A 24,754-nucleotide genomic window follows, 5' to 3' on the forward strand; every position below is an offset into this window, starting at 1 on the left:
CATGACGGGGAAGAGATCGACGAGTCGATCTCAAATCCACCCGAGCACTTACTCCGCCGGGATCCGCAGCGCCTCGTCCGCGGCCTCCGCCCGGATCGGGTGCTGCAGCCGCGACACCATCTCCTTCGGCACCACCTGCCAGAACTTCGACCGCTCGATCGGCCAGTCGTGCAGGATCGAGGCGGCCCAGGCGCTGCCGGTCTCGCGCACATGCTCGGCGATCAGGGCTCGCAGCTGGTCGTCATAGTGCCGGGTCTCGACCCGCTGCCACAGCACGCTCTCCGGATTGGCCCGGCGGGCGAAGCTGCCATCGGCGTCATAGACGAAGGCCATGCCCCCGGTCATGCCGGCGGCGAAGTTGTCGCCGACCGGACCGAGGATCACGGCGGTGCCGCCGGTCATGTACTCGCAGCCATTCGAGCCGCAGCCCTCGACCACCACCGTGGCGCCGGAGTTGCGCACCGCGAACCGCTCGCCCGCCTGCCCCGCGGCGAACAGCTTGCCCGAGGTGGCGCCGTACAGCACCGTGTTGCCGATGATGGTGTTCTCGTTGGTCTTCAGCGACGAGGCCGCGAAGGGCCGGACCACGATGGTGCCGCCGGACAGGCCCTTGCCGACATAGTCGTTGGCGTCGCCGAACACCTCCAGCTTCAGCCCCTGCACCGCCCAGGCGCCGAGCGACTGGCCGGCATTGCCGCGCAGCCGCACCGTGACATGGCCCGGCTGCAGCCCGGTCATGCCGAATTTGCGGGTGATCATCGACGACATCCGCGTGCCCACCGCGCGGTGGGTGTTGCGGATCGAGTAGGTCAGCTGCGTCTTCTCGCCGAGCTCGAACAGCGGCCGGGCGTCGGCGATCATCTGCGCGTCCAGCGTGTCCGGCACCGGGTTGCGGCCCTCGAGCGTGCAGTACATCGCATGCTCGCCCGGGTCGGCCTTGGCCAGCAGCGGGTTGAGGTCGAGGTCGTCGAGATGGGCGGCGCCGCGGCTGACCTGGCGCAGCAGCTCCGTCCGGCCGACGATCTCGTTGATCGAGCGGTAGCCGAGCTGGGCCAGGATCTCGCGCACCTCCTCGGCGATGAAGCTGAAGAGGTTGACCACCTTCTCCGGCGAGCCGGAGAACTTCGCCCGCAGCTCCGGATCCTGGGTGCAGACGCCGACCGGGCAGGTGTTGGAATGGCACTGCCGCACCATGATGCAGCCCATCGCGATCAGGCTGGCGGTGCCGATGCCGTATTCCTCGGCGCCGAGGATGGCGGCGATGACCACGTCGCGCCCGGTCTTGATGCCGCCATCGGTGCGCAGCCGGATGCGGTGGCGCAGCCGGTTCAGCGTCAGCACCTGATGCACCTCGGACAGGCCCATCTCCCACGGCACGCCGGCGAATTTCAGCGAGGTCTGGGGCGAGGCGCCGGTGCCGCCGACATGGCCCGAGATCAGGATGATGTCGGCATTGGCCTTGGCGACGCCGGCGGCGATGGTGCCGATGCCGGTGCGGCTGACCAGCTTGACCGTGACCTTGGCGTCCGGGTTGATCTGCTTCAGGTCGTAGATGAGCTGGGCCAGATCCTCGATCGAGTAGATGTCGTGGTGCGGCGGCGGGCTGATCAGCATCACGCCCGGGGTGGCGTGGCGCAGCTTGGCGATCTCCACCGTCACCTTGAAGCCGGGCAGCTGGCCACCCTCGCCGGGCTTGGCGCCCTGGGCGACCTTGATCTCCAGCTCGCGCGCCTGGTTCAGGTATTCCGCGGTGACGCCGAAGCGACCCGAGGCGACCTGCTTGATCGCGGAGTTCCAGTTGTCGCCGTTCTTGTCCGGCCGGAACCGGGCCGGGTCCTCGCCGCCCTCGCCGCTGTCGGACCGGGCGCCGATCCGGTTCATGGCGACATTCAGCGTGCCATGCGCCTCCGGGCTCAGCGCGCCCAGCGACATGCCGGGGGTGATGAAGCGCTTGCGGATCTCGGTGATGCTCTCGACCTCGTCGATCGAGACCGATTCCCGCACCGGCACGAAGTCCAGGAGGTCGCGCAGCGCCACCGGCGCCTGGTGCCGGAGCATGTCGGAGTACTTGCGGTACAGCGAGTAGCTGTCGGTCGCCACCGCCTGCTGCAGCATGTGGATCATCCGCCCTTCCCAGGCGTGACGCTCCTGCCCCTGGCGGTAGCGGTAGAAGCCGCCGACCGGCAGGGTGACGACGTTGCCGGTCCACGCCGCCTCATGCATCTCGATCGCCTTCATCTGAAGGCCGGCCATGCCGAGGCCGGAGATGCGGCTGGGCATGCCCGGGAAGTACTCGGCGACGAGCGAGCGCGACAGGCCGACCGCCTCGAAATTGCAGCCGCCGCGATACGACGAGATCACCGAGATGCCCATCTTGGACATGATCTTCAGCAGCCCGTCATCCACCGCCTGGCGGTAGCGCTTCATGCACGCGTCCAGCGACAGGTCGCCGAACAGGCCGCGGCGCTGCCGGTCGGCGATCGCCTCCTGCGCCAGATAGGCGTTCACCGTGGTGGCGCCGACGCCGATCAGCACCGCGAAATGGTGCACGTCGACGCATTCCATCGACCGCACATTCAGCGAGGTGAAGGTGCGCAGCGACTGGCGGATCAGGTGGGTGTGGACGGCGCCGGTGGCCAGGATCATCTGGATCGCCACCCGGTCCGGCCCGACATGCTGGTCGGTCAGCACGATGTGGGTGGCGCCGCCGCGCACCGCGTCCTCGGCCTCGCGGCACACCCGGCGCAGCGCGTCGCGCAGCCCCTGCTCCCCGCCCGCGCGGTCGAAGGTGCAGTCGATCTCCGCCGCCGTGGTGCCCATATAGGCACGCATCGCCTCGTATTCGGCGTTGGTCAGCACCGGGCTGTCGAGCTGCAGCAGGTCGCACTGGCTGGCATCCTCGTCGAGGATGTTGCCCAGGTTGCCCAGCCGGGTGCGCAGGCTCATCACCCGCCGCTCACGCAAGGAGTCGATCGGCGGGTTGGTGACCTGGCTGAAATTCTGCCGGAAGAAATGGTGCAGCGGCCGGTTCAGGTCGGACAGGATGGCGATCGGCGTGTCGTCGCCCATCGACCCCACCGCCTCCTTCGCGTCCTCCACCATCGGGTGCAGGATCAGCTCCAGGTCTTCCATGGTGATGTTCATGGCGACCTGGCGGCGGCGCAACTCCTCGCGCGGCATCGCCGCGCCGGTGTCCTCGCCGCCGGCGCGGATCAGCCCGTCGATCACCTTGATGCGCTTGGTCCAGTCCTCATAGGGCTGCTGGCCGGCCAGCACCTGCTTGATCTCGCGATCGTGGTACAGGCGGCCCTCCTGCAGGTCGACCGCCAGCATCTGGCCGGGCCCCAGGCGCCCTCTCTCGATGATGCGGCTGTCCGCCAGCCGGACCATGCCGGCCTCCGACCCCGCGATCAGCAGCCCGTCCTCGGTGATGGTGTAGCGCATCGGCCGCAGGCCGTTGCGGTCCATGCCGCCCATCACCCAGCGGCCGTCATACATCGCCAGCGCGGCCGGGCCGTCCCAGGCCTCCATCACCGCGTTGCAGTAGCTGACGAAGGCGCGGTGGGTCTGGGTGATATCGGCATCGGCCGGCGTCGCCTCCGGCACCAGCATGGCCTTGACCATCGGCGCGTCGCGGCCGGCGCGGACCATCACCTCGAACACCGCGTCCAGCGCAGCCGAATCCGAGCTGCCGCCCTGGATCACCGGCTTGATGTCCTCGATCGCGTCCCCGAACACCGGGCTGGCCATGCGCGTCTCATGCGCGCGCATCCAGTTGCTGTTGCCCTTCAGCGTGTTGATCTCGCCGTTGTGGGCCAGCATGCGGAAGGGCTGGGCCAGGCGCCAGGTCGGGAAGGTGTTGGTCGAATAGCGCTGGTGGTAGATCGCGAAGTTGGAGACGAAGCGCTCGTCCAGCAGGTCCGGGTAGAAGGCGGTCAGCTGCGCCGCCAGGAACATGCCCTTGTAGATGATCGACCGGCAGGACAGCGAGCACAGGTAGAAATCGGCGATGCCGGCGGCCTGCGCCGCCTTCTCGATCCGCCGGCGGATGACGTAGAGGTCGCGCTCGAACTGCTCCTCCGGCACCCCCTTGGGGTTGGCGATCATGATCTGCTCGATCTCCGGCCGGGCGGCATTCGCCTTGTCGCCGATGATGGCGACGTCGATCGGCACCTGGCGCCAGCCGTAGATGTAGTAGCCGAAGCTGAGGATCTCGCCCTCGACCAGGCAGCGGCACTTCTCCTGCGCCTCCAGGTCGGTGCGCGGCAGGAAGGCCTGGCCGACCGCGATCAGGCCGGGCAGCGGCCGGTGGCCGACGCGCTCGACATGCTCGTGGAAGAACTGCTGCGGGATCTGGACATGGATGCCGGCGCCGTCGCCGGTCTTGCCGTCGGCATCGACCGCGCCGCGGTGCCACACCGCCTTCAGCGCGTCGATGCCGGCCTGCACCACCTCGCGCCGCGGCTTGCCGTCCAGCGTGGCGACGAAGCCGACGCCGCAGGCGTCATGCTCCTCCGCCGGGTCGTAGGCATGGGCCTCGACCAGCCGGGCGACATTGGCGTCGTATTCGCGGACGAAGCGCTGGCCGGCGGACATCTTCTCGGACTGGCTCATGGCTGGCTCCCCGCGCTTATTCCGCCGCGACCGCCGGAACGGCGGCCCTGGCGGCGAGGTGGCTGTGGATGGCGGCGGCGGCGTCGCGGCCGTCGCGGATGGCCCAGACGACGAGGCTGGCGCCGCGGACGATATCGCCGGCGGCGAAGATGCCCTCGACCGCGGTCATCATGGTCTTGTGGTCGACCCGGACGGTGCCCCATTTCGTCACCGGCAGGCCCGGCGCGTCGAACAGGGTCGGCAGGTCCTCGGGGTCGAAGCCCAGCGCCTTGACCACCAGGTCGGCCTCGATCGTGGTGGCCGACCCCTCGATCACCACCGGGCTCTGCCGGCCGGTGGCGTCGGCGACGCCGAGATGGATCGAATGGGCGCGCACGCCGGTGACGGTGTCGTCGCCCAGGAAGGCCTCCGGCGCCGCCTGCCAGACGAACTCCACGCCCTCCTCCTCGGCATTCAGCACCTCGCGCTGGCTGCCCGGCATATTGGCGCGGTTGCGGCGATACAGGCACTTCACCGAGACGGCGCCCTGGCGCACGGCGGTGCGGACGCAGTCCATCGCCGTGTCGCCGCCGCCGATCACCACCACCTTCTTGCCGGCAGCGTTCAGCGTACCGTCGGAGAACTCCGGAACATCGTCCCCCAGGCCGGTGCGGTTCGAGGCGGTGAGGTAGTCGAGCGCGGCGACGATGCCCTTGAGGCCGGAACCCGGGGCCTGCAGGTCGCGCGCCTTGTACACGCCGGTGGCGATCAGCACGGCGTCGTGGCGGCCGCGCAGCTCCTGCAGCGTGGCGTCGCGGCCGACCTCGAAGTTCAGGTGCAGGGTGATGCCGGCATCGGCCAGCCACTGGGCCCGGCGGGCCACGACCTCCTTCTCCAGCTTGAAGCTGGGGATGCCGTAGATCAGCAGCCCGCCGACCCGGTCGTAGCGGTCGTAGAGATGGACCTGGTAGCCCAGGCGCCGCAGTTGCTCGGCCGCGGCGATGCCGGCCGGGCCGGCGCCGATGATGCCGACCGATTGGGTGAGCTCGCGCAGCGGCACCGGCGGCTTGACCCAGCCCTCGGCCCAGGCGGTGTCGGTGATGTACTTCTCGATCGAGCCGATGGTGACGGCGCCGTGGCCCGACTGCTCGATCACGCAGTTGCCCTCGCACAGCCGGTCCTGCGGGCAGATGCGGCCGCAGATCTCGGGCATCGAGTTGGTGGCGGAGGAGATCTCATACGCCTCCTCCAGCCGGCCCTCGGCGGTCAGCTTCAGCCAGTCGGGGATGTTGTTGTGCAGCGGGCAATGCACCTGGCAGAACGGCACGCCGCATTGCGAGCAGCGCGACGACTGCTCCTCCGCCTTCTGCCGGACATAGGGCCCGTAGACCTCGAGCCAGTCGTGCCGGCGAGTCTCGGCAGCGCGTTTCGACGGCATCTCGCCGGCGGTCTTCACGAACTGCAGCATCTTCGTCGTCGCCATGGGCGGCTCCTGGTCCCGCGGAGTCGAATACGCCCCGCATCGGCGAGGCCCACGACATTTACGGATTTCGTGCAGCCATGGCGAGCCATTTTTCGCGATTAGGTCATATTTGTTGACTAATTTCCCGTTGTTAAGAGCCGCTCGCAGCTAGAGCAGCATTTCGGAATGATTGTTTCAAGGAAAATAGATCCGTTTCGGATCTATTGGTGAATCACATACTCCCTGGACGCATCAGGAGAAAGAAAGCCACTCGGCGTGCTGTTGTTGTCAAACTCACAACCGTCATTGCGAGCGCAGCGAAGCAATCCATGCTGCAGTCCCTGCGGAACGATGGATTGCTTCGTCGGCTTCGCCTCCTCGCAATGACGGAGCGGGATCCCGCCCCGGCATACGAGAAGGTAAGTGGACACCGCTCCCGGCCGGGCCTAACCGCTCGGGCCGGTTCCCCTTGCCGGCCGCCTGCCCTCATGTCGATCGCGATCAGCGCCCCGCTCCGCCGTTGCGAGAGCGACACCCGCGACATCCTGCTGCTGCTGGCGGCGCATGTCGTGCTGTGGACCGGCTTCTGCCTGCTCTATCTCGGGCCGTCGGACCTGCAGAACGACATGACCGAGGCCTTCTCCTGGGCGCAGGAGATGCCGCTCGGCACCTACAAGCACCCGCCCTTCTACGCCTGGGTGGTGCATGGCTGGTTCAGCCTGTTCCCCACCCGCGACTGGGCCTTCTACCTGCTGTCCTCGACCAATGCCGCGATCGGGCTGGCCGCGGTCTGGGCCATCGCCGGCCGGTACCTGTCCGGCCCAGCCCGGCTGGCGGCGGTGCTGCTGCTGGAAACCCTGCCCTTCTTCACGGTCCAGTCGTTCAACTTCAACGCCAATTCGGTGCTGCTGTCGCTGTGGCCGCTGGTGACGCTACTGTTCCTGCGCGCCTTCGACCGGCGCGACCTGGCCGGCGCCGTGGCGAACGCCGTGGCGTTGGGGCTGGCCGCCGCCGCGGCGATGCTGTCGAAATACTACAGCGGCATCATCCTGCTGTGCTGCCTGGCCGCGGCGCTGGCCCATCCCGACCGCCGCCGCTTCTTCGGCAGCGCCGCCCCCTATGTCGCCATCGCCGTCTTCGCCGCGGCGGTGGCGCCGCATGTGCTGTGGCACCTGCACGCGGCCATCGGCCCGCTGCAATACATGGCCAGCAAGAGCCATTCCGACACGCTGAGGATCCTCGGCAAGGCCGGGCTGTTCGTCGCCGGATGCCTCGCCCTGCATGCGCTGCTCGGCGCCGCCCTGGCCTGGCTGTGGCGGCGCGGCCGGGCGTCGGCACCGGAGGACCGGCCCGCCGAGTCATCCATGGGCGATCGCCGGTCGCTGGCAATCTTCGCCCTCGGCCCGTTCCTGCTGACCGTCGCGATCGCCCTGGCCTTCAAGGTGAAGATCGTCACCCAGTTCGCCATCCCGATCTTCAGCCTGTCGCCGCTGGCCGCGATCGTCTGGCTGCGCCTGGCGATCGACCGGGACGCGCTGCGCCGGCTGGCGCGGCTGGCCGGCATCGTCGGGCTGCTGCTGCTCGCCGTGGCGCCCTTCGCCGGCGCCTGGACCCTGCGGCACGACATCGAGCACGCGGCCGAGCCGCGCCGGCTGCTGGCCAAGCGGGTGACGACGCTGTGGCACGAGCGGATCGGCACACCGCTGGCGATCGTTGCCGGCACCGAGAGCTATGCCCTGGGCGCCACCTTCTACAGCCCGGACCACCCGACCGACTTCACCGCCTTCGCCCCGGCCTATGCCCCCTGGATCGACGCCCAGCGGCTGCGCCGCGGCGGCCTGGCCGTGATCTGCCTGAAGGATGATGAGTGGTGCCTGGGCGAGGCGGCGAAATACCAGGGGCTGGACAGCTGGCGCACCGAGATCGGCCTCGCCAAGCGGGTCCGCGGCGTGACCGGCCGGCCTTTCGATTTCGTCGTCCTCTTCGTCAAGCCCGGCCAGACCCTGCCGCTGCAGCCGATCCGCCTGCGCGAGTTCTGAGCCCCGAGCGTGCGGCCGCTGCGGACTCGGTCTAGGGTGGGACAACAACCCCAAGGGGAGCGAACGCATGCGCAAGGACCGGACCGCCCCGCGCGGGCAGCTGGACAGCTTCACCATCGACAGCCAGGTGCTGCGGGGCAACCTGCTCGGCGACCCGCATGAGCGTCGCGTCGACCTGTACATCCCGGCCGGGCATGACGGGCGCGGCCTGCCGCTGCTGGTCGACCTGGTCGGCTTCACCGCCGGCGGGCCGGCCCACACCAACTGGAAGAATTTCGGCGAGAACGTGCCGGAACGGGCCGACCGGCTGATCGCGGAAGACAAGCTGCCGCCGGTGGTGATCGCCTTCCCGGACTGCTTCACCCGCCTGGGCGGCAACCAGTACATCAACTCCGCCGCCATGGGCCGGTGGGAGGATTTCCTGATCGACGAGATGCTGCCGGCGGTGGAGGCGCGGCTGGGCTGCGGCGGCCCGGGCCGGCGCGGCGTGTTCGGCAAGAGCTCCGGCGGCTACGGCTCGATCATCCACGCCATGCGCCGGGCCGACACCTGGAGCGCCGCCGCCTGCCATTCCGGCGACATGGCGTTCGAGCTGGCCTATCTGCTGGAGATGCCGAGCGTGCTGCGGGCACTGGCCAAGCATGAGGGGTCGATCGAGCGCTTCATCACCGCGCTGGAATCGGCCAAGAAGATCCAGGATGCCGACCTCCACATCCTGATGTGGCTGGCGATGGCGGCGACCTACGACCCGGATCCGTCGCAGTTCCTCGGCATCCGGCTGCCGGTCAATCCCGACACCTGCGAGCTGATCGAGGAGCGCTGGGCCAACTGGCTGGCATGGGACCCGGCGCTGCTCGCCGACCGGCATGCCGACGCGCTGACGTCGCTGAAGGGCCTGTACATCGATTGCGGCGACATCGACCAGTACAACCTGGTCTATGGCGCCCGCCGGCTGCACCGGTCGCTGGAGCGGCTGGGCGTGCCGCACCGCTATGAGGAGTTCCCCGACAACCACTCCTCGGTCGACTACCGCATGGATGAGAGCCTGCCCTTCCTCGGCCGGGCGCTGACCCAGGGCTGAATTATCGCGCAGGCCGGGTTCGCGGGTGGCGAACCCGGCCTGCGGCCGTATCAGGCGACCTGGCTGTTGCCGAAGCGGCCGCCGGGGCGGTAGCGGTCGAGATAGCTCGGCAGGATCAGCTCGGCCGGGGTCGGCGTGATGCCGAGATCGGCCAGCGTCCGCGCGCCGGCACCGACCACGTTGTCGATCTTGAGCTGCGTCACCTGGTCCGAGGTCAGCGGCGGCTTCGGCAGCAGGCCGAGCAGCTTCGCCTCGAACGCCGCCATGCCCCAGGACAGCGAGACCAGGCGCTTCTTCCGGCCGGTCTGCTGCAGGGTCAGCTGCATGATCTCGCGCAGGGTGTAGACCCGCGGGCCGCCCAGCTCATAGGTCTGGCCGGCGGTGCCGTCCTGCTCCAGGCACGCGACGATGGCGGCGGCGACGTCGCGGACATAGACCGGCTGGAACTTGGTGGTGCCGCCGCCGAACAGCGGCAGGAACGGCGCGGTGCGGGCGAGGTTGGCGAACAGGTTGAAGAAGCCGTCCTCGGGCCCGAAGATCACGCTGGGCCGCAGGATCGACGCGCCCGGGAACGCCGCGCGCACCGCCGCCTCCCCCGCCGCCTTGGTGCGGGCATAGGCGGACGGGCTGTCGGCCGAGGCGCCGATCGCCGAGATCTGGACGAAGCGGCCGGCGCCGGCCGCCGCCGCGGCCCGGGCGACGCGGCCCGCGGCCTCGCCATGGATGGAATCGAAGCGCTGCTTGCCGCGCTCGAACAGGATGCCGACGAGATTGACCACCGCATCGGCGCCGGCCACCGCGGCGGCGACCGAGCCGTCGTCGCGGATGTCGGCGAAGACCGGGACGATCTGGCCGACCGCGCCCGCCGTCTTCAGCGGCAGCGCCCGGTCCGGGTGGCGCGAGGCGACGATGATGCGCCAGCCGCGCTGGGCCAGCATCTGCGCCACATAGCGGCCGACGAATCCGGTGCCGCCGAAAAGGGTGACCGTCTTTTGGCCGATTGAGTCCGTCATGATCCCGCCTGCGAGCCGATCAGGCCGCCCTGGCTGCGGCCCGGCCCCCTTATATCCGAGCCGCCGGAGGTTTCAAACGACCGCTGCGGAAAAACGCCGGCAGGCCGGATCAGGCGCTTGACAAGCCATCAACCGGGCACGATATTCCGCGCCGTTCGCCGGGATGCCCAACCGCCCGGGACCGAACTCAGTGGGGCTGTAGCTCAGTTGGGAGAGCGTCTCGTTCGCAATGAGAAGGTCAGCGGTTCGATTCCGCTCAGCTCCACCATCTCCCTTCGGCGATAGCATTCTTTGACGAACCGGCGACGGCCCACACATATGTGTGTCAGCCCCGTCTCCGCACGCCTTGTCGGGCTGTAGCTTATAAACTACAATAGACCATGCGTTCGATCGTCGAGACCGTCGCCTTCTCCCGCTGGATCGACGCCCTCGAGGATCAGCGTGCGGTCGCTCGCATCGCCGTCCGCATTGATCGGCTGGCTGCCGGCCATCCCGGCGACGCCAAGCCCGTCGGCGACGGCGTCAGTGAGCTGCGCATCGACTATGGTCCAGGTTACCGGGTCTACTTCACCCAGCGGGGCGATGTAACGGTGATCCTGCTGTGCGGCGGCGACAAGAGCACACAGGCAAAGGACATCACGCGGGCCAAGGCCTTGGCCAAGGAGCAACCGGAATGACTGCCCGCCCCTACGATTCCGCCCGCTATCTCGACACCCTCGAAGCGCAGGCCGAGTATCTGACGGCCGCCTTCGAGACCGAAGACCCTGCCTTCATCGCCGAGGCGATCGGGACTGTCGCCCGCGCCCGCGGCATGACCCAGATCGCCAAGGAGTCCGGCCTGTCTCGCGAGAGCCTCTACCGTGCGCTCAGCAGCGGCGGCAATCCCGAGCTCGGCACCGTAATGCGAGTGCTGCAGGCGTTGGGCCTGCGTCTGTCGGCAGCCCCCGTGGGCAAGGACGAGGCGGCCTGACGTTCACGACAACGGCCGGACATCCGTCGGGACGCCCGGCCGTCGATGCCGTGCCGTCGGGCCGCGCTAGCCGCGCCTGACCAGGCCGGCCACCAGCATGATCACGAAGATCACGATCGCGACCCAGAACAGGAGCTTGGCGCCGGCCATGGCCGTGCCGGCGACGCCGCCGAAGCCCAGCAGGGCCGCGACAAGCGCGACGATCAGGAACACCACGGCCCAGTGGAGCAGACTGCCGAACATGTCAGGCACCTCGGTCTTGTGAGCCGGCCGGCCGGCGATGCCGGCACGGACCTTCACTCCCAGGAACAGGGCCTGCCGCCCGGCAGTTCCCGCTTCGCCCGGCCGGATCGGGCCCGGATCAGCCGCCAGACTACCCGGTCGTGATGTATTCGCGCAGGCTCTCGGCCTCGCTCTCGATCTCGTCGAGCCGCGCCTTCACCACGTCGCCGATGCTGATCATGCCGCAGATCAGCCCCTGCTCGTCGACCACCGGCAGATGGCGGAAGCGGCGCTGCGTCATCATCCCCATCAGCTCGGCCACGGTGTCGTCCAGGCCGCAGGTGATGACGGTGCGCACCATGATGGCGGACACCGGCTCGTCCAGCAGCGCCGGGCCCCTGTCGGCCAGGCGGTGGACAACGTCGCGCTCGGACAGGATGCCGTCGATGTGGCGGCCATCGCCGCTGACCAGGACGGCGCCGATGCGCTTGTCACGCAGCAGCGCCACGACCTCGGCCAGCCGGAGCTCCGGCGCGACATGGATGACGCTGTTCCCCTTCACACTCAGAATGCGGGCAACGTTCATGGCGATTCCCCGATCTGTTCTGATTTGGAACGAACTTTTTTGGGAAGCATAACACGGCTGCGCCGGACCGCGACTCGGCAGTTTCCCGGCCGTCTCGTTCCATGGACCTAGGCGCCCGGCCGGTCCTTCGCCATCGCCAGCAGCGGGCCGCCCTCATCCTCCAGCGGATGGAACCCCGCCCCCTCCAGGCAGCGCACGGCGCGGTGGTTGGCGCGCGCCGGCCGGCCCAGGATGCGCGCGGCGCGCCCGCCCTTCAGCAGCCGGTCGGTGTAGGCGCCGAGGAAGGCGGTGCCCAGCCCCTTGCCGACATAGCTCGGCTCGCCGATGAACAGGTCGATGCCGAAGCTGCCGGGCTCGGCATCGCCCTCGGGCACGGCCGAGGCCGCGTCATAGGCCTGCAGATAGCCGATCTGGCGGCCCTGCCAGGCGACCAGCATCGGCTCGGCCCAGTCCGACGCCATCAGCCGGCGGATCTCGCGGATGCCGGCCTCGGGGTCGCCCCACCAGGCCCGGACATGCGGCATCATCAGCCAGTGGCGCAGGCGCGGCAGGTCGGCGGGGCGAAGCGGCGTGAAGGTGAACATCGGCGCCAGTCTAGCCGGGTTTGCCGGCGACGACAGCCAGCCGGTGTCTGGCTCGAAACCCGTTCCGGTGAGTCGGCTGGCGTGGTTTTCGAGAACCGGAGCGCAGCGGACATTGGGTCCGTGAGCACCGGAAGCGCAGAAAACCGCGTCAGACGGCCGCCGGGGCGGGTTTCGGGCCAGACACTCAGTGCTGCCGCCGGCGCAGATGCGGGGTCAGCCTCCACTCCACCGCCCGCACGCCCTGCGCGACCGCGAAGTTCATGATCAGGTAGAGGATGCCGGCGGCGGTGAACACCTCGAACGGGGCGAAGGTGCGCGAGTTGATCTGCTTGGCGATGCCGGTGATCTCCATGATGGTGATGATCGACGCCAGCGAGCTGGCCTTCACCATCAGGATGATCTCGTTGCCATAGGCCGGCAGCGCCTGGCGGATGGCGATCGGCACGGTGATCCGCCGGAACACCAGCGACCGCGACATGCCGCAGGCGCGCGCCGCCTCGATCTGGCCGAAGGGCACGGCCTGCAGGCCGCCGCGGATGATCTCGCTGGTGTAGGCCGCCGTGTTCATGGCGAAGGCGATCACGGCGCAGGGGAAGGCCTCGCGCAGCGGCCAGTCCCACACGCCCAGCGCCTCCCACAGCGGGCGGAACTGGCCGAGGCCGAAATAGATCAGGAAGATCTGCACCAGGAGCGGCGTGCCGCGGAACACGAAGACATAGGCGCGGGAGATGCGCGACAGGACGCCGTTGCCGGACATCCGCATCACCGCCAGCACCATGGCCAGGACGACGCCGACGGCCAGCGCCGGCGCGATCAGCTCGATCGTCACCACGGCGCCGCCGAGCAGCTTGCCGAAGGTGTCGAGGATCAGGTCGAGATCCATGGTCAGCCCGCCCGCCGCACGCCGCGGTCGTAATGCGCCTCGGCCTTCCGGAACATCTTGGTCGAGAAGGTGGTGATGACCAGGAACAGGATCGCCGCGGTGATGAAGAACGGGAACGGCTCGCGCGTCGACCGCGCCGCCACCTGGCTGATGCGCATCAGCTCGGTCACGCCGACGACGGAGACCAGCGCCGTGTCCTTCAGGATCAGCTGCCAGATGTTGCCCAGGCCCGGCAGCGCCAGGCGGATGGTCTGCGGCAGGATGATGCGGCGGAACACCATGAAGCCGTGCATGCCGAAGGCGCGGCCGGCCTCGATCTGGCCGTGCGGGATGACCTGGATGGCGCCGCGCAGCACCTCGGTCGAATAGGCGCCGGAGATCAGCCCGACGGCGAAGACGCCGATCGCGAACTCGTTCAGCTGGAACGGCTGGGTGATGCCGAAGATGCCGAGGATGGCGTTGATCGCCCGCTCATTGCCGAAGAACAGCAGGTAGATGATCAGCAGCTCCGGCACGCCGCGGATGACGGTGGTGTAGATCTCCATCAGCCCGCGCAGCACGACGCCGCCCCAGACCTTGAGGCAGGCGGCGATCAGCCCGACCACCACGCCGAAGATGTAGGCGGCGGTGGAGAGCAGCACCGTCATCCCGGCGGCCTGGACGAATTCGTCCCCCCAGCCCTGGTCGCCCCAGGAGAAGAGCTGCGCCCAGTGGGACAGCGAATCGATCAGTCCTTGCATCCTTGCCGCGCTGCCTGAATGGGGAGGGGCGGCCGGTCAGGCCGCCCGCAGCCTTCTTACTTGCCGGGAGCCAGCGGATCGTAGCCGAACCACTGCAATGCCAGCTTGGAGAGCGACCCGTCGGCCTTCATGGAGTCGATCGCCTTGTCGAACTTGGCCTTCAGCTCCTTGTCCTCCTGGCGCAGGCCGATGCCGATGCCCTGGCCGAACAGCGGGTTGTCCCTGCCGGTCAGGGTCGGGCCGTAATGGACGAAGTTCTTGCCGTTGTCGCTCTTCAGGAACGAATCCCAGGACGTGCTGTCGCCCAGCCCGGCGTCGATGCGGCCGTTGACCAGGTCGAAATTGAGCTCGTCGACCGTGTCGTAGAGCTTGATGTTCGCGTCCTTGAACTCGGCCTCGAGGAAGTTCTGGTGGGTGGTCGAGCGCTGCACGCCGATGGTCTTGCCCTTCAGCGCGGCATGGAGGTCGGCCAGGGTCTTGGCGTCCTTCAGGATGCCGTCCTTGGCGCCGACGAACCAGGCCGGCGTGTCGGTGTAGGGCACCGAGAAGGCGATCTGCTTCAGCCGCTCCTCGGTGATCGACATGCCGTCCATCAGGGCGCCGCAGCGCTTGTTCAGCAGCGCCGGGATGAAACCGTCCCAATCCTGCTGCACGACCTCGCAGGTCAGGCCGGCCTGCTTGCACAGGGCGTTGGCGACATCGACCTCGAAGCCGACGATCTTGCCGGTGGAATCGGTGTTGTTGAAGGGCGGGTAAGCGCCTTCCATGCAGATGCGCACCGTATCGGCGGCTGCAGCACCGGTCCCCAGCGCCAGCGCCGCCGCCCCGACCAGGGACAACCAGATCTTGTTCATGAACCTCTCCCGTTGGGACCTGCGGTCCCGGTTGGGGCCGGGGACCGGCACCGCATCGCCGGCCCCGGCCCTGCCCTGCCGGCTTGATCCTCGCCTTACTTGATCGACGTGTCGAAGCCGAACCACTTCACCGACAGCTTCGCCAGCGAGCCGTCGGCGTTCATCGCGTCCAGCGCCTTGTCCAGCTTGTCCTTCAGCGCCGTATCCTCCTTGCGCAGGCCGATGCCGACGCCGAGGCCGAAGATCGGGTCGTCCTTGCCGGTCAGGCCCGGGCCGAAATGGGTGAAGCCCTTGCCGGCGTCGCTGGCCAGGAAGTCCTTCCAGCCCAGGCTGTCGGCCAGGCCGGCGTCGATGCGGCCGTTCTGCAGGTCGAGGTTGAGGTCGTCCTGGGTGTCGTAGAGCCGGACGTCGATGTCCGGGATCTTCTGCTCCAGGAAATTCTGGTGGATGGTCGAGCGCTGCACGCCGACCGACTTGCCCTTGAGCGCGGCCTTGATGTCGTCCAGCGTCTTGGCGTCCTTGAGTAGGCCGTCCTTGGCGCCGACGAACCAGGCCGGGGTGGTGCTGTAGGGCTTGGAGAAGGCGATCTGCTTCAGCCGCTCCTCGGTGACCGACATGCCGGCCATGATGCCGTCGAAGCGCTTGTTCAGCAGGGCGGGGATCATGCCGTCCCAATCCTGCTGCACGATCTCGCACTTCATCTGGACGCGCTCGCACAGCGCGTTGGCGAGGTCGATCTCGAAGCCGACCAGCTTGCCCGAGGCGTCGGTCGCGTTGTACGGCGGGTAGGCGCCCTCGGTGCCGATCTTCAGCGTGTCCTGGGCCGAGGCGGTGCCGGCGGCCAGCACGAAGACCGCGGCGGCGGCCAACGACAACCAGCTCTTCATCATGAAGTCTCCCGTTCGGATCTGGGGCCCTGCGGCCCCGGGTTGGATGGGTCGATTTCCGCGAAACCGCCGGCCGAGGTCAAGCGGCGCGGCGAAGCGGCCCCCATCAATGCTGTGCCGCGAGGAATTGCCGGATCCGCTCGGAGCGGGGGTTGTCGAACACCTCGGCGGGCGTCCCCTCCTCCTCGGTCCGGCCCTGGTGCAGGAAGATGACCTTGCTCGACACCTCTCGGGCGAAGCGCATCTCATGGGTGACGAGCAGCATGGTGTTGCCCTCCTCCGCCAGCTGGCGGATCACCCGCAGCACCTCGCCGACCAGCTCGGGGTCGAGCGCCGAGGTCGGCTCGTCGAACAGCATCACCTTGGGCTGCATCGCCAGCGCCCGCGCGATCGCGGCGCGCTGCTGCTGGCCGCCCGACAGGTGGCTGGGATAGTGGTCGCGCTTGTCGGCGATGCCGACCTTGGCCAGCAGCGCCAGGGCGCGCTCCGTCGCCTCCTTGCGCGGCACCTTCTGCACATGGATCGGCGCCTCGACCACGTTCTCGAGCACGGTCATATGCGACCACAGGTTGAAGCTCTGGAACACCATGCCGAGCTGGGCGCGGATACGGTCGACCTGCTTGCTGTCCTCGGGCTCGGCCTCGCCGGAGCGCAGCTTGCGCATCCGGATCAGCTCGCGGTTGACCCAGACGCGGCCGTCATTGGGGATCTCGAGCAGGTTGATGCAGCGGAGCAGCGTGCTCTTGCCCGAGCCGGAGGAGCCGATGATCGAGATGACGTCGCCCTGCTGGGCCTTCAGCGACACGCCCTTCAGCACTTCGAGCTTGCCGAACCGCTTGTGCATGTCCTCGACGACGATCGCCCCCGCAGGGGCCGCGGCGTCAGCAACAGAGACCACGATGGAAAAGCCTCACCCGAGTTCTTGTTGCAGTCGAAACAAGCATTGTTTCCCGGCTCCGGTCAACCGCGGCCCGACGGCGCGCCGCCGAAGCCGCGAGAGCGAAAGTCCAGGGCCGGTTTTCATTTGCATTGTTGCGGATTCAGTCGGGCCACGGTCATCCGGCGCCAGGGGCTGGCAGCTGGGACATGCGGCCTTCGATCGCCCGGCGCTCGGCGCTGCCCTCCTGGAACTGGTCGCGCATCCGGCCCCACAGGCGCCGCGCCTCCTCCGGCTGGCCCGCCTTCTGCGCGGCGACGCCGAGGAACCACAGGGCCTGCAGGTCGTTCGGGTTGGACGCCAGGATGCGGCGCAGCCCGGTCTCCAGCACCGGCGGCACATCCTCGCCCCGCCCCGCGTTCAGCAGGGCATCGGCATAGGCGCGCAGCAGGTCGTTGTTGTCCGGCGCCAGCGCCGCGGCCTTGGCATAGGCGTCGGCGGCGGCATCGGCCTCGCCCAGCACGCCGCGGGCGCGGGCCAGTCGGACCCAGCCCTCCAGGTCGTCCGGCGACTGCTGCAGCCGGGCCGCCAGCCCGTCGACCATGCCGCGGATCGCCTTCTCCTGCTCGTCCGGCGACAGCGAGGCGATGGCGCCGGCCGCGCCGGTCGCCGGCCGGGCTGCCGGCTGCGGTTCCGGGATCACGGTCTTCGGGTCGAGGCCAAGGCGCTGCGCCATTTCGGTCAGGCGCTGCCGGAGCTCCGGCAGCCATGGTGCATCGGCCGGCGAATCCCGCACGACGCCTTGCCACAACTCCAGCGCCGCCCGGTCGTCACCGGCCTGGGCGTTGCCCACCCCCAGGATGTAGCGGGCGCGGATGTCGTTGGGGCGCAGCGACAGCACCTGCTGGAAGGCGGCGCGGGCGGTCTCGGTGACGGTGCCGCCATTGGCGCCGACCAAGGCCATGCCGTAGAGGCTGATCAGCTCCGGATCGGTTCCATCCAGTCCGCCTCCCGATAGACCGATGGCGCGGCCATAGGCGTCGGCCGCCTTCGCGCTCTCCCCCAGTTGGCTCCAGCGCCGGCCGAGCTCGACCCAGCCGGCGCGGTCCTGCGGGTTCGCGGCCATGCGCTGCTCCAGGGCCAGCGCCTCGGTCATCGCCGTCTGGACCGCCTGGCGCTCGCCCGGGTCGCGGCTGGCGAAGGGCTGCGACGGCAGGTTCGGGGTGCCCTCGGCAAGATAGATCGCCAGCGCCGCCACCGGCAGCAGCACGGCCAGGCCGAACGCCACGCGGCGCGGCGGCAGGGCCGGAGCGGCGACCGCCGGCTGCGCCTGGCCGGCGGCGGCCAGCAGGCGGCGGCCGATCTCCGCCTTGGCCGCCTCGGCCTCGGCGGCGCCGATCTCGCCGGCGGCACGCTCGCGCTCCAGCTCCTTCAGCTGGTCGCGGTAGATCGCGGCGTCGGAGTCCGCCGACCCCGGCGCGCTGGTGGCGAACAGCCGGCGCAGCAGCAGGGCGACGGCGCCCGCGGTCATCAGCGCGGCGACGACCCAGAAGACCCAGCCGGTCACGGGGCAGGCTCCTCATCGATCAGCCGGGCCAGGCGCTGGCTCTCCTCCGCCGACAGCGGCTGCGCCTCGGCCGGGCGCCGGCGGCGGCGCAGGATCAGCAGGGCGATGGCGGCGAACAGCAGCACCACCGGGCCGAACCACAGCGCCAGCGTGCCGGCCCGCAGCGGCGGCCGCAGCAGCACATAGTCGCCGTAGCGGGCGGTGACGAAGTCCAGCACCTGGGCGTTGCTGTCGCCGGCCTTCAGCCGCTCGCGCACGATGGTGCGCAGGTCGCGCGCCAGATCGGCGTTGGAATCGTCGATCGACTGGTTCTGGCAGACCAGGCAGCGCAGCTCCTGCCCCAGCTCCCGCGCCCGCGCCTCCAGCGCCGGGTCGGCCAGCTGCTCCTGCGGCTCGATCGCGCCGGCAGGGGTGGCAAAAGCCAGAGCGAGGAACACGGCCGTCACCGCCAGCCGAACCGCTTGCCCCCACCGAGTCCCCCCTACCCCCCTCCCGCGGGGGGAGGGACAAGAAAGAGCAGCTCTGCTGGAGGAAAAACCGGTCACTTCGCCAGCTCCGCCAGCAGCGGCCGGATCTCGCGGTCGACGATGTCGGGGGTCAGCGGGCCGGGGTGGCGGTAGCGGATGCGGCCGGCCTTGTCGATCACGAAGGTCTCCGGCACGCCGTAGACGCCGAGGTCGATCGCGGTGCGGCCCTCGACATCGGCGCCGATCCGGCGATACGGATCGCCGTTGCGCTTCAGCCAGGCCAGCGCGTCCTCCGGCTTGTCCTTGTAGTTGATGGCCACCACCGGGATGCCGTCCTCGCGGCCGAGCTTGGTGATCACCGGATGCTCGGCCAGGCACGGCACGCACCAGCTGGCGAAGACGTTCAGCAGCATCGGCCGGCTGCCGAAATCACCGGTCGACAGCCCGTCGGACCGGCCCGGCAGCGCCGCCAGGTCGAAGGCCGGCAGCGGCTTGTCGATCAGGGCCGAGGGCAAGGCCTGCGGGTCGCTGCCGGACAGGAGCTTGGTGCCGACCCCGACGGCGAGGCCAACGAGCAGCAGCAGCGGCAGGAGGAACAGGAGACGGCGCATCGATGGTCTTCCGCGATCCTCAGGCCGGCTGGCTCGCGGCCGGCGCCGCCGCCCGCCGCGGCGCGCCGACCCGCAGCCGACGGTCGCTGAGCGACAGGGCGCCGCCGAAGGCCATGACCAGGGCGCCGCCCCAGATCCACGGCACCAGCGGGTGGTGGTAGAGGCGCAGGCTCCAGCGGCCATCCGCCTGCGGCTCGCCCAGGGCGACATAGACGTCGCCGGCCAGGGTGGTGTGGATCGCCACCTCGCTGGTCGGCATCTGCGCCACCGGGTAGAAGCGCTTCTCGGGCGCCATGTCGGTGACGAAGGCGCCGTCATGCAGCAGCCTCAGGTCGCCCAGGCTGGTCTGGTAGTTCGGCCCCTGCTGCGCCGTCACGCCGTCGAACTCGACCGCGTAGCCGGCGGCAAGGTCGATACGGTCGCCCGGCTTCGCCAGCACCAGCCGCTCGGTCGACCAGTAGCTGGAGCCGATCATGCCCAGGAGCGCGATGCCGAGCCCGGCATGGGCGAAGGCGGTGCCCCAGGCGCTGCGCGGCAGGCCGACCGCGCGGGACAGGCTGTCGCGCAGCGGGATCCGGAACAGGCGCACCCGCTCCGCGATCTCGGTGGCGGCGCCGAGCACCACCCAGGCGCCGAAGGCGATGCCGAGCAGCGCCAGCACCGGCCCGCCGCCCTGCAGCCACAGCGCCGCCAGGGCGACGATCACGGCGCCGGCGGCGGCGAATTTCAGCCGGCCGAGCACGCCCGATAGGTCGCCGCGCTTCCAGGCCATCAGCGGCGCCACCACCATCGCCACCACCACCGGCGTCATCAGCGGCACGAAGGTGAGCTGGTAGTAGGGCTTGCCGACCGACACGGTCTTGTCGAGCAGCGGATAGAGCGTGCCGAAGAACACGGTCAGCGTGGCGGTGCAGATCAGGAGGTTGTTCAGCACCAGCGCCCCTTCCCGGCTGATCGGGGCGAAGACGCCGCCCAGCTTCAGCCGCGGCGCGCGCAGGGCGTAGAGGGTGAAGGCGCCGCCGACGGTGATCGCCAGCAGCAGCAGGATGAACACCCCGCGCTCCGGATCCACCGCGAAGGCGTGCACCGAGGTGATGATGCCGGACCGCACCAGGAAGGTGCCGACCAGGCTGAGGCCGAAGGTGAGGATGGCGAGCAGGACGGTCCAGCTCTTCAGCGCGTCACGCTTCTCCACCACCAGGGCGGAGTGCAGGAGCGCGGTGCCGGACAGCCAGGGCATCAGCGAGGCATTCTCGACCGGGTCCCAGAACCACCAGCCGCCCCAGCCCAGCTCGTAATAGGCCCAGTAGGAGCCGAGCGCGATGCCGACGGTCAGGAACGACCAGGCCGCCAGGGTCCAGGGCCGCACCCAGCGCGCCCAGGCGGGGTCGACCCGGCCCTCGATCAACGCCGCGACGGCGAAGGAGAAGGCCATCGAGAAGCCGACATAGCCGAGATAGAGGAAGGGCGGGTGGAAGGCCAGGCCGGGATCCTGCAGCAACGGGTTCATGTCCCGGCCGTCGATCGGCGCCGGGTCGAACCGCAGGAACGGGTTCGAGGTCAGGATGATGAAGGCCAGGAAGCCGACGCCGATCATGCCCTGCACCGCCAGCACCCGGGCCTTCAGCGTCGCCGGCAGGTTGCCGCCGAACAGCGCCACCGCGGCGCCGAACAGCGCCAAGATGAGGACCCAGAGCAGCATCGAGCCCTCATGGTTCCCCCAGACGCCGGTGACCTTGTACAGCATCGGCTTGGTGGACAGGCTGTTGTTCGCCACCAGCGCCACCGAGAAATCGGAGACGACATAGGCCCAGGTCAGCGCCGCGAAGGCGATGCCGATGGCGGCGAGCTGCAGCGTCGCCGCCGGCTCGGCGATCGCCATCAGCCCGGGATGGCGGCGGGCGGCGCCCCACAGCGGCAGGGTCGACTGCACCAGGGCCAGGATCAGCGCCAGCACCAGGGCGTAATGGCCGAGCTCGGGGATCATTGCGCGGCCACCGTGCCGGTCGGGAGGGCGGGCTTGCCGGCGGCGCCGGGCGCGCCGGGATGGCCGGCATCCTGGAGGGCCTTGGCGACTTCGGGCGGCATGTATTTCTCGTCGTGCTTGGCCAGGAGCTCGTCGGCGACGAAGGTGCCGTCGGCCGCGACCCGGCCATGCGCCACCACGCCCTGGCCCTCGCGGAACAGGTCGGGGACGATGCCGGCATAGCGCACCGGCACATCGAAGGCGGTGTCGGTGACGGTGAAGGTGATGGTCTGCCCGTCCGGGAGGCGCTGCAGCGAGCCGTCGACCACCAGCCCGCCGAGGCGGAAGCGCTGGCCCTCCGCCACCTTGCCGTCATGCAGCTCGGTCGGGCTGTAGAAGAACAGCAGATTGTCCTGGAAGGCGCTCAGCGCCAGAGCCGAGGCGGTGCCGAGGCCGAGGGCGGCGAGGCCCAGCAGCATCAGGCGGCGGCGCTTGCGGGTCATGCCCGTCTCCCGCGGCCGCGCAGCTGCTCCAGCGCCTCCAGGCTGCGCCGGCTGCTGCGCCGCCGCGCCAGGGTGGCGACGGTCAGCCCGACCAGCACCACCAAAGCGGCGCCATAGGCGGTCCAGACATAGGGCGCGTAACCGCCCATCGCGAGGAACTCGGTCACGCTGGTCATGCGGCCGGCTGCTCCAGTCCGGGGGTCTCGCCCCGGCGCGCCGCCATGGCGGTGGCCAGGCGCAGGGCGCGGATGCGGCGCTCGGCGATCTCGGTCTCGGTGCGCAGCAGCACCAGCCAGGCGAACAGCGCGGTGAAGGCCACCGCCATCAGCAGCAGCGGCACCAGCATCGAGGAGTCCAGGGTGGAGCCGCCCAGCTTCATCACCGAGGCTGGCTGGTGCAGCGTGTTCCACCAATCGACCGAGAACTTGATGATCGGCAGGTTGACGGCGCCGACCAGGGTCAGCACCGCGCCGGCCTTGAGGCCACGCTGCGGGTCGTCGAAGGCGGAGACCAGCACGATGTAGCCGAGATAGATGAAGAACAGGATCAGCACGCTGGTCAGCCGCGCATCCCATACCCACCAGGTGCCCCACATCGGCTGGCCCCAGAGCGAGCCGGACAAGAGGCACAGGGCGGTGAAGCCGGCGCCGAGCGGCGCCGCGGCCTTGGTGTAGAGCTCGGCCACCGGGTGCTTCCACACCAGGCCGACGGCCGAGGCCACGGCCATGGTGGTGTAGACCATCATCGCCATCCAGGCCGCGGGCACGTGGATGTACATGATCCGCACCGTCTCGCCCTGCTGGTAGTCCGGCGGCGAATCGAACAGGGCGAACCACAGCCCGGCGCCGAGCGTCAGCAGGGCGACGCCGAGGGCCCAGGGCCGCAGGGCGGCGCTCAGGCGCAGGAAGCGGGCCGGGTTGGCGAAGCGATGCATGGGCGTGGCGTGGCGGTCGTTGGTCTCAGGATAGACAAAGCCGGGGCGCGTGTCGGCGGCTCAATTGCCGCGCCCCGCCGGGCCGCCGGCGGCCGCGCCCGAGGCGTGGATGGCGTCGCGCAGCTCCGGGTGGAAGGCGCCGTAGTCGCAGGTCAGCTCCTCCCCCGCCGCGATGTCGCGCCGGGCGACGCAGACCTCGCCCACCGTCTCCAGCGTCGGGTCGTCGCTGTGGTTCATGAAGCGGGCGTCGTCGAGGTTCAGCGACAGTCCGCCCGGCAGCTCCGGCGCCGGATAGGCGTAGCGCTCGAGGAAGTCGCGCCCGGTCTCGGGCAGGCCGGCGAGCTGGGCGTCGGGCACGAAGACGTCGAACACCGAATGCCAGCGCCAGACCTCGGTGCCGGCGGCGATCGGTTCGGCGGCGAGCAGGCCCAGCCCTTGGATCCGGCTGGGACCGACGGTGGTGGGGACGAGAAGCATCGGCCGGGTTCCTTTTCCCACAGCATTACGCGAGCCCGGCCCCCGCGTCACCCCGGACGAAGGGCCGAGACGACTCCTTCGTGCGCATTGCCGCTCTCGCCCGGCCTGTCCATAGTTCGGACGTCGAGGCCTCCGGGATACGCGGCGATGACGGTCATCTACGATCTCTGGTTCGTGCGCGAGTACGACCACCGCGAGGACACGGAGCTGCATATCGGCGCCTATGCGACCGTCGGGGAGGCCGAGGCCGCGATCGCCCGGCTGCGCGGAAAGCCGGGATTCATCGACTATCCCGAAGGCTTCCAGATCCACGAGGTCACACTCGGCCGGACGGGTTGGACCGAGGGCTTCGTGACTGAGTATGTGCCTCGCAAAGACCCGGATCGCGACGCGTCAGACCTCCCAGCGCCCGAAACGGCCTAAGACTGCGCCTGGCGCAACGCCGCCGCCGCCGCGATCGGGGCCAGGGGCAAAGCGGCGGCGAGGCAGCCACCGAGCAGCAGCAGGTGCGGCCGGGCGGTCAGGCCAGTGGCCACCGCCTCCACCGCCGCGGCGCCGAAGATCAGCACCGGCACGAAGAGCGGCAGGATCAGGAGCGCCAGCAGCGCCCCGCCGCGCCGGGCGCCGAGGGTCAGGGCCGAGCCGACCGCGCCGATCAGGCTGAGGCAGGGCGTGCCGAGCAGCAGCGACAGCGCCAGCACCGGCCAGGACGCCGCCTGAAGCCCCAGCATCGCCGCCATCAGCGGCGACAGCAGGATCAGCGGCAGGCCGGTCAGCAGCCAATGCGCCAGCGCCTTGGCCAGCACCGCGGCCTCCAGCGGCAGCGGCGACAGCATCAGGAGGTCGAGCGACCCGTCCTCATAGTCCTGGGCGAACAGGCGGTCGAGCGCCAGCAGGGTCGCCAGCAGCGCCGCGACCCAGACCACGCCGGCGGCGATCCGGCCGAGCAGCGCCAGTTCCGGCCCCACGCCGAGCGGGAACAGCACCACGGTGATGACGAAGAAGGCCAGCACCGCGGCGACATCGCCGCCCGAGCGCAGGGCCAGGCGCAGGTCGCGCGACAGCAGGGCGAGGAAGGCGCTCACAGCGGCAGCTCCTCCGCCGCGTAATCCTGCAGCGCCAGGCCACGGGCACCATCGAGCGCCAGCGGCACATGCGTCGCCAGCATCACCAGCCCGCCGGCGGCGCGGTGCCGGGCGATGCGCCCCTCCAGCCGCGCCACCGAGGCGGTGTCGAGGCCGAGCGTCGGCTCGTCCAGCAGCCACAGCGCCGCCCGGCCGAGCTCCAGCCGCGCCAGGGCCAGGCGGCGGCGCTGTGGCTGCTGGACGAGGGGCGCATCGCCCGGCACCGCGCCGCCGGCGGGCTGGTGATGCTGGCGACGCATGTGCCGCTGGCCGCCGGCGGGCTGGTGATGCTGGCGACGCATGTGCCGCTGGCG

General features: G+C 69.8%; 26 protein-coding genes and 1 tRNA gene. 6 read left to right on the plus strand and 21 right to left on the minus strand.

Going from position 1 to position 24,754, the window contains the following annotated elements:
- Nucleotides 1–48: 48 nt before the first annotated feature.
- Nucleotides 49–4,614: a glutamate synthase large subunit gene (gene gltB / locus BWR60_RS12435; protein WP_088151333.1), complete on the minus strand. Its 4,566-nt coding sequence runs from the start codon at nucleotides 4,612–4,614 to the stop codon at nucleotides 49–51.
- Between the two features lie 16 nt (nucleotides 4,615–4,630).
- Nucleotides 4,631–6,076 carry an NAD(P)-dependent oxidoreductase gene (locus BWR60_RS12440; RefSeq protein WP_088151334.1) on the minus strand — a complete coding sequence of 482 codons (1,446 nt, stop codon included), beginning with the start codon at nucleotides 6,074–6,076 and terminating at the stop codon, nucleotides 4,631–4,633.
- A 467-nt stretch (nucleotides 6,077–6,543) separates the two neighbouring features.
- Here BWR60_RS12440 and BWR60_RS12445 point away from each other — a divergent pair, with 467 nt between their 5' ends.
- Entirely contained in the window at nucleotides 6,544–8,094 is a 1,551-nt protein-coding gene (locus BWR60_RS12445; RefSeq protein WP_179221736.1) for a glycosyltransferase family 39 protein, read from the plus strand.
- 67 nt (nucleotides 8,095–8,161) lie between these two features.
- On the plus strand, nucleotides 8,162–9,175 hold the full coding sequence (locus BWR60_RS12450) for an alpha/beta hydrolase (RefSeq protein WP_088151336.1): 1,014 nt from the start codon (nucleotides 8,162–8,164) through the stop codon (nucleotides 9,173–9,175).
- Nucleotides 9,176–9,225: 50 nt separating this feature from the next.
- Here the strand turns inward: BWR60_RS12450 and BWR60_RS12455 are convergent, their stop codons facing one another.
- Nucleotides 9,226–10,188 (minus strand): complex I NDUFA9 subunit family protein, encoded by a 963-nt coding sequence (locus BWR60_RS12455; RefSeq protein WP_088151337.1) that lies wholly within the window; start codon nucleotides 10,186–10,188, stop codon nucleotides 9,226–9,228.
- A gap of 192 nt (nucleotides 10,189–10,380) precedes the next feature.
- On the opposite strand from BWR60_RS12455, the gene BWR60_RS12460 reads away from it, so the two are divergent.
- The 3 genes from BWR60_RS12460 (at nucleotide 10,381) to BWR60_RS12470 (ending at nucleotide 11,158) form a co-directional block, all read left to right on the plus strand.
- Nucleotides 10,381–10,456 (plus strand) — tRNA-Ala (locus tag BWR60_RS12460).
- Between the two features lie 112 nt (nucleotides 10,457–10,568).
- On the plus strand, nucleotides 10,569–10,865 hold the full coding sequence (locus tag BWR60_RS12465; protein WP_088151338.1) for a type II toxin-antitoxin system RelE/ParE family toxin: 297 nt from the start codon (nucleotides 10,569–10,571) through the stop codon (nucleotides 10,863–10,865).
- Entirely contained in the window at nucleotides 10,862–11,158 is a 297-nt protein-coding gene (locus BWR60_RS12470) for an addiction module antidote protein (protein ID WP_088151339.1), read from the plus strand. Before BWR60_RS12465 ends, BWR60_RS12470 begins: the two co-directional genes overlap by 4 nt.
- Before the next feature lie 66 nt (nucleotides 11,159–11,224).
- Here the strand turns inward: BWR60_RS12470 and BWR60_RS12475 are convergent, their stop codons facing one another.
- From BWR60_RS12475 to BWR60_RS37000, 16 genes are all read right to left on the minus strand, one after another.
- Entirely contained in the window at nucleotides 11,225–11,389 is a 165-nt protein-coding gene (locus tag BWR60_RS12475) for a DUF1328 domain-containing protein (protein WP_218823471.1), read from the minus strand.
- A gap of 142 nt (nucleotides 11,390–11,531) precedes the next feature.
- Nucleotides 11,532–11,966: a CBS domain-containing protein gene (locus BWR60_RS12480; RefSeq protein WP_088151340.1), complete on the minus strand. Its 435-nt coding sequence runs from the start codon at nucleotides 11,964–11,966 to the stop codon at nucleotides 11,532–11,534.
- A gap of 107 nt (nucleotides 11,967–12,073) precedes the next feature.
- Nucleotides 12,074–12,550, minus strand: a complete 477-nt coding sequence (locus BWR60_RS12485; protein ID WP_088151341.1) for a GNAT family N-acetyltransferase — start codon at nucleotides 12,548–12,550, stop codon at nucleotides 12,074–12,076.
- A gap of 184 nt (nucleotides 12,551–12,734) precedes the next feature.
- Complete coding sequence (locus tag BWR60_RS12490; RefSeq protein WP_088151342.1) at nucleotides 12,735–13,433, minus strand: ABC transporter permease; 699 nt, start codon at nucleotides 13,431–13,433, stop codon at nucleotides 12,735–12,737.
- 2 nt (nucleotides 13,434–13,435) lie between these two features.
- Entirely contained in the window at nucleotides 13,436–14,173 is a 738-nt protein-coding gene (locus BWR60_RS12495; protein WP_052120096.1) for an ABC transporter permease, read from the minus strand.
- 56 nt (nucleotides 14,174–14,229) lie between these two features.
- Complete coding sequence (locus BWR60_RS12500) at nucleotides 14,230–15,027, minus strand: transporter substrate-binding domain-containing protein (protein ID WP_088151343.1); 798 nt, start codon at nucleotides 15,025–15,027, stop codon at nucleotides 14,230–14,232.
- Nucleotides 15,028–15,122: 95 nt separating this feature from the next.
- On the minus strand, nucleotides 15,123–15,917 hold the full coding sequence (locus BWR60_RS12505; protein ID WP_088151344.1) for a transporter substrate-binding domain-containing protein: 795 nt from the start codon (nucleotides 15,915–15,917) through the stop codon (nucleotides 15,123–15,125).
- Between the two features lie 103 nt (nucleotides 15,918–16,020).
- A complete protein-coding gene (locus BWR60_RS12510; protein WP_088151345.1) occupies nucleotides 16,021–16,758 on the minus strand; it encodes an ABC transporter ATP-binding protein in 738 nt (245 codons plus the stop codon).
- A 211-nt stretch (nucleotides 16,759–16,969) separates the two neighbouring features.
- Nucleotides 16,970–18,358: a c-type cytochrome biogenesis protein CcmI gene (gene ccmI / locus BWR60_RS12515; protein ID WP_088151346.1), complete on the minus strand. Its 1,389-nt coding sequence runs from the start codon at nucleotides 18,356–18,358 to the stop codon at nucleotides 16,970–16,972.
- Nucleotides 18,355–18,795 carry a cytochrome c-type biogenesis protein gene (locus BWR60_RS12520; RefSeq protein ID WP_230983033.1) on the minus strand — a complete coding sequence of 147 codons (441 nt, stop codon included), beginning with the start codon at nucleotides 18,793–18,795 and terminating at the stop codon, nucleotides 18,355–18,357. The genes ccmI and BWR60_RS12520 overlap by 4 nt, the downstream gene beginning before the upstream one ends.
- Nucleotides 18,796–18,899: 104 nt before the next feature.
- Entirely contained in the window at nucleotides 18,900–19,436 is a 537-nt protein-coding gene (locus tag BWR60_RS12525) for a DsbE family thiol:disulfide interchange protein (RefSeq protein ID WP_088151347.1), read from the minus strand.
- Nucleotides 19,437–19,455: 19 nt separating this feature from the next.
- A complete protein-coding gene (locus BWR60_RS12530; RefSeq protein WP_088151348.1) occupies nucleotides 19,456–21,423 on the minus strand; it encodes a heme lyase CcmF/NrfE family subunit in 1,968 nt (655 codons plus the stop codon).
- A complete protein-coding gene (gene ccmE / locus BWR60_RS12535) occupies nucleotides 21,420–21,905 on the minus strand; it encodes a cytochrome c maturation protein CcmE (protein WP_088151349.1) in 486 nt (161 codons plus the stop codon). Before ccmE ends, BWR60_RS12530 begins: the two co-directional genes overlap by 4 nt.
- On the minus strand, nucleotides 21,902–22,081 hold the full coding sequence (gene ccmD, locus BWR60_RS12540; protein WP_179221737.1) for a heme exporter protein CcmD: 180 nt from the start codon (nucleotides 22,079–22,081) through the stop codon (nucleotides 21,902–21,904). The genes ccmE and ccmD overlap by 4 nt, the downstream gene beginning before the upstream one ends.
- On the minus strand, nucleotides 22,078–22,839 hold the full coding sequence (locus BWR60_RS12545; RefSeq protein WP_088151350.1) for a heme ABC transporter permease: 762 nt from the start codon (nucleotides 22,837–22,839) through the stop codon (nucleotides 22,078–22,080). The genes ccmD and BWR60_RS12545 overlap by 4 nt, the downstream gene beginning before the upstream one ends.
- 60 nt (nucleotides 22,840–22,899) lie before the next feature.
- Nucleotides 22,900–23,316, minus strand: a complete 417-nt coding sequence (locus BWR60_RS37000; RefSeq protein ID WP_179221738.1) for an SET domain-containing protein — start codon at nucleotides 23,314–23,316, stop codon at nucleotides 22,900–22,902.
- A 147-nt stretch (nucleotides 23,317–23,463) separates the two neighbouring features.
- Here BWR60_RS37000 and BWR60_RS37005 point away from each other — a divergent pair, with 147 nt between their 5' ends.
- Complete coding sequence (locus BWR60_RS37005) at nucleotides 23,464–23,739, plus strand: hypothetical protein (protein WP_179221739.1); 276 nt, start codon at nucleotides 23,464–23,466, stop codon at nucleotides 23,737–23,739.
- On the opposite strand, the gene ccmB is transcribed toward BWR60_RS37005, so the two are convergent.
- Nucleotides 23,736–24,401 carry a heme exporter protein CcmB gene (gene ccmB / locus BWR60_RS12555; RefSeq protein ID WP_088151352.1) on the minus strand — a complete coding sequence of 222 codons (666 nt, stop codon included), beginning with the start codon at nucleotides 24,399–24,401 and terminating at the stop codon, nucleotides 23,736–23,738. The two genes, BWR60_RS37005 and ccmB, sit on opposite strands and share 4 nt — an antisense overlap.
- On the minus strand, nucleotides 24,398–24,754 hold a 357-nt coding region (locus BWR60_RS12560; protein ID WP_429913023.1), incomplete at its 5' end, for an ABC transporter ATP-binding protein. The genes BWR60_RS12560 and ccmB, both read right to left, overlap by 4 nt.

It is taken from the genome of Inquilinus limosus, from assembly GCF_002195995.1.
In the GTDB taxonomy this organism is placed as follows: domain Bacteria; phylum Pseudomonadota; class Alphaproteobacteria; order DSM-16000; family Inquilinaceae; genus Inquilinus; species Inquilinus limosus_C.